An 11,466-nucleotide genomic window follows, 5' to 3' on the forward strand; every position below is an offset into this window, starting at 1 on the left:
GTCCCCGTACGCCCTCGTCGGTGCCGGGGCGCTCGCGCTGTTCCTGGTGACGGCCTTCTCGCCGAGCGAACTCATCGGCCACTTCACGGTGTTCGTGCTGGCGATCGTCATCGGCTTCTACGTCATCGGCAACGTGCACCACGCGCTGCACACCCCGCTGATGTCGGTCACCAACGCCATCTCCGGGATCGTCGTGGTCGGCGCGCTGCTCCAGATCGGGCACGGGAACACCGCCGTCACCGTGCTGTCGTTCGCCGCGATCCTGCTGGCGAGCATCAACATCTTCGGCGGATTCGCCGTCACCCGCCGGATGCTCGGCATGTTCTCGAAGGGCTGATCACGGATGACCACAGTCACGGCCTCAGAAGCCGCCTACGTCGTCGCCGCGCTGCTGTTCATCCTCAGCCTCGCCGGGCTCTCGCAGCACCGGACCTCCCGCTCGGGAGTCGTCTGGGGCATCGCGGGCATGGTCGTCGCCCTGGCGGCAACCGTCGGTCTCGCCTCGAAGAGCATCACCGCCACCGGACTCGTGCTGATCGCCGTCGCCACGGCCGTCGGCGCGGGCATCGGACTGTGGCGGGCCCGGGTGGTCGAGATGACCGGCATGCCGGAGCTGATCGCCATCATGCACAGCCTCGTCGGTCTCGCCGCCGCGTTCGTCGGCTGGAACGGCTACCTCGACGTCGACGCCTCGAGCCACGGCGGCGAGGAGCTCACCGGTTCGCTGCTCGGCATCCACCACGCCGAGGTGTTCATCGGGGTGTTCATCGGCGCCGTCACCTTCACGGGTTCCGTCGTCGCCTACCTGAAGCTCTCGGCGCGCATCAACTCCCGCCCGCTCACGCTGCCCGGCAAGCACGTCCTCAACGTGGGCGCCCTGGTCGCGTTCGTCGCGCTCACCGTCGCGTTCGTGGCACGCCCCCACATCGGCCTGCTCATCGCGGTCACCGTCATCGCCCTCGCCCTCGGCGCGCACCTGGTCGCCTCCATCGGCGGCGGTGACATGCCGGTGGTCGTCTCCATGCTCAACAGCTACTCCGGCTGGGCCGCCGCCGCCTCGGGCTTCCTGCTCGCCAACAACCTGCTGATCGTCACCGGCGCGCTGGTCGGCTCCTCCGGTGCCTACCTGTCGTACATCATGTGCAAGGCGATGAACCGCTCCTTCATCTCGGTGATCGCGGGCGGCTTCGGGACGCCGGCCGCGGCGGCCGACGACGGCGAGCACGGGGAGCACCGGGAGATCAGCGCGGAGGAGACCGCGGAACTCCTGCGCGACGCCTCCTCGGTGATCATCACGCCGGGCTACGGCATGGCCGTCGCCCAGGCCCAGTACCCGGTCGCCGAGCTGGCCCGCAAGCTGCGCGAGCGGGGCGTCGAGGTGCGCTTCGGCATCCACCCCGTCGCCGGCCGGCTGCCCGGGCACATGAACGTGCTGCTCGCCGAGGCGAACGTGCCGTACGACATCGTCCTGGAAATGGACGAGATCAACGACGACTTCGCCGCCACCTCGGTCGTCCTGGTCATCGGCGCCAACGACACCGTCAACCCGGCCGCCACCGACAACCCGGCCAGCCCCATCGCCGGGATGCCGGTGCTGCACGTGTGGGAGGCGGCCAACGTGGTCGTCTTCAAGCGGTCGATGGCCGCCGGGTACGCCGGTGTGCAGAACCCGCTGTTCTTCCGGGAGAACAGCCAGATGCTCTTCGGCGACGCCAAGCAGCGCGTGGAGGACATCCTGCGCAGCCTCGACGCCCTCGACACGCCTGTCCGGGAGATGGCCGGCAGCACGCGCTGAAAGGCGACGCATGTAGCCGACCGGGCTTTCGCCCGGTCGGTGCGTCGTCACGTCAGTGCGTGTCAGCGCTCGAACTTCCAGGTCACCCGCGGTGTCGCGGGGTCTCCCTCGACCCTGGTCACGCGGACGGGGATCGAGACCCGCTCGCTCCCGGCCCGCGCCGTGCACGTTTCGGTCGCACCGGGCACCGCCTTCAGATGCGCCGGGCAGGACACCTCGGCGATGTCCTTCCCGACCCACGGCAGCGGGTGGTACCAGCCCTCGATACGGGACTGAAGGATCGTCCTCGCCACTGCCGGGTGGCCGTCCACCTTCACGTAGAGCGCGCGGGAGTAGGTGTCGATCGTGGTGTGCTGCACGTCCTTGCCGGCCAGGAGACAGGTGAGGACCACGCCCCCGGCGGCCATGGCGACCACGCCTCCGACGGCACCGGCGAGGAAACCGCGCTGCATCTCGTACTCCTGGGGGATCGGTGGGAAGTGGCTCCACTGTGACCCGGGTACGCGGTCCCGCGCCTCGGCCGTTCGGCCAGAAAAAGGGCCGGCCCGGCACTGTGCGTGCCGGGCCGGCCCCTTGTCCGAGGCCCCCGTCGTCTCACGGGGCACCCGAACCGATCAGTCCGTGCCGGAGTCCATCGCGGCGCGGTCCAGCCACGCGTCCTCCTCGGAGACCGCGCCCCGGGAGGCGATGGCCTCGGCGCCGCCCTGCGGCAGCTGGGGCATGGTGCCGATCAGCCCGGTCGCGGCCGCCTGGGAGGCGCCGATGGTGGGGCTGCCGGTGCCGATCAGGCCGATGCCGGCGTACTGCTCCAGCTTGGCGCGGGAGTCGGCGATGTCCAGGTTGCGCATGGTGAGCTGGCCGATCCGGTCCACCGGGCCGAACGCGGAGTCCTCCGTGCGCTCCATGGACAGCTTGTCCGGGTGGTAGCTGAACGCCGGGCCGGTCGTGTCGAGGATCGAGTAGTCCTCACCGCGCCGCAGCCGCAGCGTCACCTCGCCGGTGACGGCCGCGCCGACCCACCGCTGGAGCGACTCGCGGATCATCAGCGCCTGCGGGTCCAGCCAACGGCCCTCGTACATCAGCCGGCCGAGCCGCCGTCCCTCGGTGTGGTACTGGGCGAGGGTGTCCTCGTTGTGGATCGCGTTGACCAGACGCTCGTACGCGGCGTGCAGCAGGGCCATGCCCGGGGCCTCGTAGATGCCGCGGCTCTTGGCCTCGATGATCCGGTTCTCGATCTGGTCCGACATGCCCAGGCCGTGCCGGCCGCCGATGGCGTTGGCCTCCATGACCAGGTCGACGGGGGAGGAGAACTCCTTGCCGTTGATCGTCACGGGGCGGCCCTGTTCGAAGCCGATCGTCACGTCCTCGGTGGCGATGTCGACCTCGGGGTCCCAGAACTTCACGCCCATGATCGGCTCGACGGTCTCGACGCCGGTGTCCAGGTGCTCCAGGGTCTTCGCCTCGTGCGTGGCGCCCCAGATGTTGGCGTCGGTGGAGTACGCCTTCTCCGTGCTGTCGCGGTAGGGCAGCCCGTGGGCGAGCAGCCACTCCGACATCTCCTTGCGGCCGCCGAGCTCGGTCACGAACGCCGCGTCCAGCCAGGGCTTGTAGATCCGCAGGTGCGGGTTGGCGAGCAGGCCGTAGCGGTAGAACCGCTCGATGTCGTTGCCCTTGAAGGTGGAGCCGTCGCCCCAGATCTGGACGTCGTCCTCGAGCATCGCGCGCACCAGCAGCGTGCCCGTGACGGCACGGCCGAGCGGCGTGGTGTTGAAGTACGCCCGCCCGCCCGAGCGGATGTGGAACGCGCCGCAGGTCAGTGCGGCCAGGCCCTCCTCGACCAGCGCGGCACGGCAGTCGACCAGACGCGCGATCTCGGCACCGTAGGTCTTCGCACGGCCGGGCACCGACGCGATGTCGGGCTCGTCGTACTGGCCGATGTCGGCGGTGTAGGTGCACGGGACGGCGCCCTTGTCGCGCATCCACGCGACCGCGACGGAGGTGTCGAGACCGCCCGAGAAGGCGATGCCGACGCGCTCGCCGGCGGGCAGGGAGGTGAGGACCTTGGACATAGAAAGAGTATGTATCACTTTGCATAGTCATGCAAGCCGGGTATGCGGAATCCTCATCCCCCGCTGTCTGCTCAGGAACTCTCCGAGCCTCCGAGCGCCCCCAGAATCCGCTCCGCCGCCAGCGTCGGTGTCAGCTCGCCCTCCCGGACCCGCTGCTCCAGAACCGGCGCCAGCGCCCGTACCGCCGGGTCGGCCCGCAGGCGGCCGAGGAGTTCGTCGCGGACCATGGTCCAGGTCCAGTCGACCTGCTGGTCGCGCCGCTTGGCGGTGAGCCGGCCGGTGGAGTCCAGCAGCGTGCGGTGCTGCTCCAGGCGCTCCCACACCGCGTCCAGACCGGTCGACTCGCGCGCGCTGCAGTGCAGGACCGGCGGGGTCCAGAAGGCATCCTTGCCGTGCATCAGCCGCAGCGCGCCCGCCAGCTCCCTGGCGGCGGCACGGGCGTCGCGCTCGTGCGGGCCGTCCGCCTTGTTCACGGCGATCACGTCGGCCAGTTCCAGGACGCCCTTCTTGATGCCCTGGAGCTGGTCGCCCGTGCGGGCGAGGGTGAGCAGCAGGAAGGAGTCGACCATGTTCGCGACCGCGGTCTCGGACTGCCCGACTCCGACCGTCTCCACCAGGACCACGTCGTAGCCCGCCGCCTCCATCACCACGATCGACTCACGCGTCGCCTTGGCGACCCCGCCCAGCGTGCCCGCGGTGGGGGAGGGGCGGACGAACGCCGCCGGGTCCACCGCCAGCCGTTCCATCCGCGTCTTGTCGCCCAGGATCGAGCCGCCGGTACGGCTGGAGGACGGGTCGACGGCGAGCACCGCCACCCGGTGCCCGAGCCCCGTCAGCATCGAGCCGAACGCGTCGATGAACGTCGACTTGCCCACGCCCGGCACCCCGCTGACCCCGATCCGCCGGGCCCGGCCGCTGTGCGGCAGCAGCTCGGTGAGCAACTCCTGGGCCAGGACCCGGTGCTGGGGGCGGGTCGACTCGACGAGCGTGATGGCCCGGGCGATGATCGCCCGCTTCCCGTCGAGTACGCCCTTCACATACGCGTCGACATCGATCACAGGTCGTGCCCGAGTCCGTCCGACAGCCGCTTCACCAGGTCGTACGCCGCGTCCGGGATCACCGTGCCGGGCGGGAAGACCGCCGCCGCGCCCATCTCCAGCAGCGTCGGCACGTCCTGCGGCGGGATCACCCCGCCGACCACGATCATGATGTCCTCGCGGCCCTCCTCGGCCAGCGCCTCGCGCAGCGCCGGGACGAGGGTGAGGTGACCGGCCGCCAGCGAGGAGACGCCGACGATGTGCACGTCCGCCTCGACGGCCTGCCGGGCGACCTCGGCCGGGGTCTGGAACAGCGGGCCGACGTCCACGTCGAAGCCGAGGTCGGCGAAGGCGGTCGCGATCACCTTCTGGCCGCGGTCGTGGCCGTCCTGGCCCATCTTCGCGACCAGGATGCGCGGGCGGCGGCCCTCGGCCTCCTCGAAGTCGGAGACCAGGGCGCGGGTGCGGTCCACGGACGGGGACTCCCCTGCTTCGTTGCGGTACACGCCGGAGATCGTACGGATCTGGCTCGCGTGCCGGCCGTACACCTTCTCCAGGGCGTCGGAGATCTCCCCGACGGTCGCCTTCGCGCGGGCCGCGTGCACCGCCAGCTCCAGCAGGTTGCCCTCGCCGGCGGCGGCCCGGGTCAGCGCGTCCAGCGCGTCCCGGCACGCCGTCTCGTCCCGCTCCGCCCGCAGCCGCCGCAGCTTCTCGATCTGCTGGGTGCGTACAGAGGAGTTGTCGACCTTCAGCACGTCGATCTGCTCGTCGGTCTCGACCCGGTACTTGTTGACGCCGATGACCGGCTGCCGGCCCGAGTCGATCCGGGCCTGCGTGCGGGCCGCGGCCTCCTCGATGCGCAGCTTCGGGATGCCCGCGTCGATGGCCTTGGCCATGCCGCCCGCCGCTTCGACCTCCTGGATGTGCTGCCAGGCCCGCCGGGCGAGGTCGTACGTCAGCCGCTCGACGTAGGCGCTGCCGCCCCACGGGTCGATCACCCGGGTCGTGCCGGACTCCTGCTGGAGCAGCAGCTGCGTGTTGCGGGCGATGCGCGCCGAGAAGTCGGTGGGCAGGGCCAGCGCCTCGTCGAGGGCGTTGGTGTGCAGCGACTGCGTGTGCCCCTGCGTCGCCGCCATCGCCTCGACGCACGTGCGCGTCACGTTGTTGAACACGTCCTGCGCGGTCAGCGACCAGCCGGAGGTCTGCGAATGGGTGCGCAGGGACAGGGACTTGGCGTTCTGCGGGTCGAACTGCTTGACCAGCTTCGCCCACAGCAGCCGCGCCGCCCGCAGCTTGGCGACCTCCATGAAGAAGTTCATGCCGATCGCCCAGAAGAACGACAGCCGGGGCGCGAACGCGTCCACGTCCAGGCCGGCTTCACGGCCCGCCCGGATGTACTCGACCCCGTCCGCGAGCGTGTACGCCAGCTCCAGGTCGGCCGTCGCGCCCGCCTCCTGGATGTGGTAGCCGGAGATGGAGATGGAGTTGTAGCGCGGCATCCGCTGCGAGGTGAAGGCGAAGATGTCGGAGATGATCCGCATCGACGGCTTCGGCGGATAGATGTAGGTGTTGCGGACCATGAACTCCTTGAGGATGTCGTTCTGGATGGTCCCCGCCAACTTCTCCGGCGGCACGCCCTGCTCCTCCGCGGCGACGATGTACAGCGCCAGCACCGGCAGCACGGCACCGTTCATCGTCATCGACACGGTCATCTTGTCCAGCGGGATCCCGTCGAACAGCTGCCGCATGTCGTAGATCGAGTCGATGGCCACGCCCGCCATGCCGACGTCACCGGTCACCCGCGGGTGGTCACTGTCGTAGCCCCGGTGCGTGGGCAGGTCGAAGGCGACCGACAGGCCCTTCTGGCCGGCCGCGAGGTTGCGCCGGTAGAAGGCGTTGGACTCCTCGGCCGTGGAGAAACCCGCGTACTGGCGGATCGTCCAGGGCTGGTTGACGTACATCGTCGGGTACGGGCCCCGCAGATACGGCGCCGCGCCCGGGTACGTGTCCAGGAAGTCCAGGCCCTCCAGGTCACGCCCGGTGTACAGCGGCTTGACCGCGATGCCCTCCGGGGTCTCCCAGAGCAGGTCGTCACCGCCGGAGGCGTTCTTGACCGCCGTACGCCACTCGTCGGGGCCGCCGTCACAGGCCGGGGTCCCCAGCTCGATCCCGGAGAAGTCGGGGACGGAACGGTCGGAGGGGGCGGTCATCGGGACACTCCCATGCGGTCGAGGGTCGCGGAGAGCACGGCCACGGCGTCGCAGCCCGCGAAGACGTACGCGTCGACACCGGCGTACTGCCCGGGACGGCCCGCGAGGAACACGTGCCGCGCGCCGGCGGCCTTCAGGGTCCGGGCGGTGGCCTCGGCCTGCTCCTCGTACAGCGCGTCGCTGGAGCACAGCACGGCCTCCGTGGCGCCGCTGTCCTCGAAGGTGCCGTGTGTGACGGGCTCGATGCCGCCCGCCTGGAAGAGGTTCGAGGCGAAGGTGAGGCGCGCGGTGTGGGCGGCGGCCGGGCCGATCGCGGCGAGGAAGATCCGGGGCCGGGAGCCGGTCGCGGCGAGGTGGGCGTCGGAGCGGGCGCGCAGCGCCTCGTACTCCTCGTCGCGGCGTACCCTCGGCAGCCCGCCGGACGGCGGCTCGGGTGCGCTCTCGCGGACCACCGGCTTCTCCGCGAGGTACGGGAACTCGCTGACGCCCGTGACGGGTTCGCGCCGCTTCGCCAGCTTCGTACGGCGGGCCTGCCAGGTGTCGGCCAGGTCCTGCGCGAGATCGCCCGACCGCAGGGCCGCCGCCTGGCCGCCGAGCCGCTCGATCCGCCGGAAGAACTCCCAGCCCGCGTGGGCCAGTTCGTCGGTGAGCCGCTCCACGTACCAGGAGCCGCCCGCCGGGTCGGTCACCCGGGCCAGATGCGACTCCTCGATGAGGATCGTGGAGGTGTTGCGGGCGATACGGCGTGCGAACGCGTCCGGCAGGCCGAGGGCGTGGTCGAAGGGCAGCACGGTGACCGAGTCGGCCCCGCCCGCCCCGGCGGCCAGCGTGGCGATGGTCGTGCGCAGCATGTTCACCCACGGGTCGCGGCGCGTCATCATCACCGGCGATGTCACGACGTGCTGGAGCTGCGCCCCCGCGCGCGGCGCCCCGCAGACCTCGGCCACCCGCGCCCACAGCCGGCGCGCGGCCCGCAGCTTGGCGATCGTCAGGAACTGGTCGGCGGTCGCCGCGTACCGGAACTCCAGCTGCGCACAGGCCCGTTCGACGCTCAGCCCGGCCTCGGTGAGCTCCCGCAGATACGCCACGCCCGTGGCCAGCGAGCAGCCCAGCTCCTGGGCGGCCGAGCCGCCGGCCTCGTGGTACGGCAGCGCGTCCACGGTCAGCGCCCGCAGCCCCGGGTACCCCTCGGCACACAGCCCCGCCAGCTCCGCCGCCGGAGCGAAGTCGCCCTCCTGTCCGCTCCGGGCCTGCTGACCCAGCGGGTCGGCGCCCAGATTGCCGCGCGTCGACTCCCGGGCTACACCGCGCTCCTCGTACAGCCGCAGCAACTCCCGCGCGGCGGGCCCGGTGTCACGCCCCGCGTCGAGGACGACGGGGGCGAGGTCGAGAAGGACGCCGTCGAGGACCCGGCCGAGCTCCGGCAGCGGAATGCCGCCTTCCCCCACGGCCAGCCACAGGGAGGTGACGCCGTTCTCCAGATCCGCGAGTACCGCGCCGCTGTCGGCCACCGTGTGCCGCTGCCGTACGTCCCAGCCGCCGAGGGTGTTCCCCTCGGCCCGGCCGCCCCGCACGAAGGGTGCGAATCCGGGCAGGCCCGGCTCGGGCGCGGTGTCGTGCGCGGTGTAGAGAGGCCGGGTGCGCAGCCCGTCCTCCAGCGCGGTGGACAGGGCTTCCTCGGCCTCGGCGCCCTCCACTTCCTTGCCCGACTTGCGCAGCACACCCGCCACCAGGCGCTGCCACTGCTCATGGGGCACATCAGGGAACTCGCCGGCCAGCTCAAGCCCGTCGTCAGGCAGGACCGTCATGCTCGGATGCTAGGACACCGACACAGAGGAGCAGCAGTGGGCGAGCCTGTGACCTTTCACTCCCTGTTTCTGTGATCCCGATCTCCCCTGAGGGAAGAGGTTCACAGGGCAACCGGACAGTGAGCAGCCTCCGGACAGGGAGCAGCCTCCGACAGGGAGCCGCCCTACGACAAGGAGCGTGCACGCCATGGGTACCGCCGTCCACGTCCCGCAGACCCGGGACATGATCGGAGACGAGCTCTCCGGAGACGAGGCGTTCACCGCCCTGCGCCACTACGGAGGGCTGCGGCTGCTGGCCGACTCCTTCACACGGTTCCGGTACGCGGACGGCTTCACCAACGCGCGGGCCCTCGCCTTCCAGGTCGTGCTCGGGCTGGTCCCGTGCACCGTGGCGCTCGTCGGGCTGGCCACGTCGGTGCACACGGAGGGCGTGGGCCGGGTCATCGAGCTCACGCTCGGCCGGATCGTGCCGGGTGCCAGCGCGCAGATCGTCGAGGACGCCTTCGAGGGGACGCGGCGCACCGCGCACGGCGATGTCTGGGGCACGCTCGCCCTGTGGCTCGGCCTGGGCTTCGCGCTGCTGAACCTCGCCTCGGCCATGGGCCAGATCGAGCGCGGCGCCAACCGCATCTACGGCATCGAGCGCGACCGTCCCTTCCCGCGCAAGTACGGGCGGGCGATCCTTCTCGCGCTCGCCGCCGGTCTGCCCCTGGTGCTGGGGTTCGTCGTCCTGGTCGCCGGCGAGGCCGTGGGCGATGCCGTGGCGGACTCGGCCGGCTGGGCGGACAGCGGGTCGCGGTGGTGGGGCGTGCTCGACATCCCCGTGGGGCTCGCGCTGGCCTGGGTGGCCTCCGCCGTGATCTTCCGCTGGTCACCCCGCCGCGTCCAGCCCGGCTACACCTGGCTCGCCTTCGGCTCGGCCGTGCATCTGCTGCTGTGGGTGTCGGCCACCTGGCTGCTCGCGCTGTACGTCGAGGAGAGCGGTGCCTTCGGCGCCGTGTACGGGCCGCTCACCGCCTTCATCGCCCTGCTGCTGTGGGCCAACCTCACCGCCGTCGCGCTCTTCCTCGGCATTGCGTTCGCCGCCCAGCTCGAAGCGGCCCGCGCCGGCATCGAGTCGGCCGTCCAGCCGGACCCCGGACCCGGCGCGTGAGCCCGTACGGCGGCCGACGCAGCCGCAGCGTCCTCAGCCGCTCGCCGCCGCGGCCACCGTCTCGGGGTCCACCCCGGTCAGTTCGACGATGCGGTGCGGCGCCACGCCGGCGGCCAGCGCGCGTCCGATCAGGCCGTCCCGCCCGTCCGCGCAGTCGCGGTAGGCGAGCAGCTCCTCCTCGACCCGGGCGAGCGGCTCCGGTGCCATCCGGTGGCGGACCCGGCTCAGTTCCTCGTCGCTCAGCGGGACGGGCAGCCGTTCCGCTCCCTCGGGAATGGCCGCCGTCTCCTCCGGCGGCAGCAGGCGCAGGTGCGGGGAGGCCGGCGTGCTCCCCTGAGCGTCCAGCCACGCGCGTACCGCGGGAGTCTCCATGCACGCGAGCTCCCCGACGGCGGCGGGGGCCACGCCGAGCCGCGCGGACGCGTCGTCAAGCAGGACCAGGTAGGCGTCGTCGGTCATCCTCGGCTCCTTCTCAACTGGGGGGTGATCGACGTCCCATTACCCCGCCGCGCCCGGATTACCGCCGGCTCCGGGAGCCTCGGCCGTCGCGGCCAGAACCTGTCCGCGACCCCGGCTACCGTGCCCGCATGACGAACACCAAGCGGAGCGTCACCGGCACGGCACCCCACCTCGGCACCCGGGCCCTCAACCGCGCCACCCTCGACCGCCAGTTGCTCCTGCGCCCGGCCCGGATCTCCGCCGCCGCGGCCGTCGAGCACTTGGTCGGTCTCCAGGCGCAGAACGTCAAACCGCCGTACTACGCGCTCGCCGCACGCCTCGACGGATTCACCCCCGAGGCGCTGTCCCGGCTGATGGCCGACCGCGACGTCGTCCGGATCGTCACGATGCGCTCCACCATCCACACCCACACCGCGGACGACTGCCTCACCCTGCGTCCGCTGGTGCAGCCCGCACGGGACCGGGAGCTGACGCAGTTCCGCAAGGGACTCGCCGGTGTCGACCTGGACCGGCTCGCCGCCCTCGCCCGCGACCTCGTCGAGACCGAGCCCCGCACCATGAGGCAACTGCGCGAGGCGCTGCTCCGGGAGTGGCCGGACGCCGACCCGCAGGCCCTGGCCGTCGCCGCCCGGTGCCGTCTCCCGCTCGTGCAGGTGACCCCGCGCGGCCTGTGGGGCAAAAGCGGGCAGGTCAGTCTGACCACCGCCGAGCACTGGCTCGGCCGTCCCGCCGGACCGGCCGCCACGCCCGACCAGGTCGTCCTGCGCTACCTCGCCGCCTTCGGCCCGGCCTCCGTGCGGGACATGCAGGCCTGGGCCGGACTGACCCGTCTGCGCGAGGCCTTCGAACGGCTCCGCCCGCGCCTGGTCACCTTCCGGGACGAGGGCGGCGTCGAGCTCTTCGACCTGCCGGACGCCCCCCGCCCCGACCCGGAC

At 71.7% G+C, this 11,466-nt stretch carries 10 protein-coding genes; 4 read left to right on the forward strand and 6 right to left on the reverse strand.

Translation table 11 applies throughout. From position 1 onward, the window contains the following. Together CA983_RS32265 and pntB are read left to right on the forward strand one after the other, a co-directional pair. The coding region (locus tag CA983_RS32265; protein ID WP_208637086.1) for a proton-translocating transhydrogenase family protein at nt 1–337 on the forward strand (337 nt) is incomplete at its 5' end. Nucleotides 338–343: 6 nt separating this feature from the next. After that, complete coding sequence (pntB, locus tag CA983_RS32270; protein WP_086604341.1) at nt 344–1,795, forward strand: Re/Si-specific NAD(P)(+) transhydrogenase subunit beta; 1,452 nt, start codon at nt 344–346, stop codon at nt 1,793–1,795. Between the two features lie 62 nt (nt 1,796–1,857). Here the strand turns inward: pntB and CA983_RS32275 are convergent, their stop codons facing one another. From CA983_RS32275 to CA983_RS32295, 5 genes are all read right to left on the reverse strand, one after another. Next, nucleotides 1,858–2,247 (reverse strand): DUF4333 domain-containing protein, encoded by a 390-nt coding sequence (locus CA983_RS32275; RefSeq protein ID WP_086604342.1) that lies wholly within the window; start codon nt 2,245–2,247, stop codon nt 1,858–1,860. A gap of 162 nt (nt 2,248–2,409) precedes the next feature. Beyond that, a complete protein-coding gene (gene argG / locus CA983_RS32280) occupies nt 2,410–3,864 on the reverse strand; it encodes an argininosuccinate synthase (RefSeq protein WP_086604343.1) in 1,455 nt (484 codons plus the stop codon). 71 nt (nt 3,865–3,935) lie between these two features. Then, complete coding sequence (gene meaB / locus CA983_RS32285; RefSeq protein ID WP_086604344.1) at nt 3,936–4,922, reverse strand: methylmalonyl Co-A mutase-associated GTPase MeaB; 987 nt, start codon at nt 4,920–4,922, stop codon at nt 3,936–3,938. Continuing rightward, a complete protein-coding gene (gene scpA, locus CA983_RS32290) occupies nt 4,919–7,111 on the reverse strand; it encodes a methylmalonyl-CoA mutase (protein ID WP_086604345.1) in 2,193 nt (730 codons plus the stop codon). The genes meaB and scpA overlap by 4 nt, the downstream gene beginning before the upstream one ends. After that, entirely contained in the window at nt 7,108–8,919 is a 1,812-nt protein-coding gene (locus CA983_RS32295; protein WP_086604346.1) for a methylmalonyl-CoA mutase family protein, read from the reverse strand. The genes scpA and CA983_RS32295 overlap by 4 nt, the downstream gene beginning before the upstream one ends. Nucleotides 8,920–9,106: 187 nt before the next feature. Between CA983_RS32295 and CA983_RS32300 the strand changes: the two genes are divergently transcribed. Then, entirely contained in the window at nt 9,107–10,072 is a 966-nt protein-coding gene (locus CA983_RS32300; RefSeq protein WP_086604347.1) for a YihY/virulence factor BrkB family protein, read from the forward strand. Nucleotides 10,073–10,105: 33 nt separating this feature from the next. Here the strand turns inward: CA983_RS32300 and CA983_RS32305 are convergent, their stop codons facing one another. Continuing rightward, nucleotides 10,106–10,531, reverse strand: a complete 426-nt coding sequence (locus tag CA983_RS32305) for a DUF6003 family protein (protein WP_086604348.1) — start codon at nt 10,529–10,531, stop codon at nt 10,106–10,108. 128 nt (nt 10,532–10,659) lie between these two features. Here CA983_RS32305 and CA983_RS32310 point away from each other — a divergent pair. Continuing rightward, nucleotides 10,660–11,466: winged helix DNA-binding domain-containing protein (locus tag CA983_RS32310; RefSeq protein WP_086604349.1), on the forward strand; the 807-nt coding region annotated here is incomplete at its 3' end.

It is taken from the genome of Streptomyces swartbergensis, assembly GCF_002148965.1.
Lineage (GTDB): Bacteria > Actinomycetota > Actinomycetes > Streptomycetales > Streptomycetaceae > Streptomyces > Streptomyces swartbergensis.

Excerpts from the sequence above, each read along its gene's own strand:
- pntB (WP_086604341.1), top strand. The coding sequence starts at position 344 with ATGACCACAGTCACGGCCTCAGAAGCCGCCTACGTCGTCGCCGCGCTG.
- CA983_RS32275 (WP_086604342.1), bottom strand. The coding sequence starts at position 2,247 with ATGCAGCGCGGTTTCCTCGCCGGTGCCGTCGGAGGCGTGGTCGCCATG.
- argG (WP_086604343.1), bottom strand. The coding sequence starts at position 3,864 with ATGTCCAAGGTCCTCACCTCCCTGCCCGCCGGCGAGCGCGTCGGCATC.
- scpA (WP_086604345.1), bottom strand. The coding sequence starts at position 7,111 with ATGACCGCCCCCTCCGACCGTTCCGTCCCCGACTTCTCCGGGATCGAG.
- CA983_RS32295 (WP_086604346.1), bottom strand. The coding sequence starts at position 8,919 with ATGACGGTCCTGCCTGACGACGGGCTTGAGCTGGCCGGCGAGTTCCCT.
- CA983_RS32300 (WP_086604347.1), top strand. The coding sequence starts at position 9,107 with ATGGGTACCGCCGTCCACGTCCCGCAGACCCGGGACATGATCGGAGAC.
- CA983_RS32305 (WP_086604348.1), bottom strand. The coding sequence starts at position 10,531 with ATGACCGACGACGCCTACCTGGTCCTGCTTGACGACGCGTCCGCGCGG.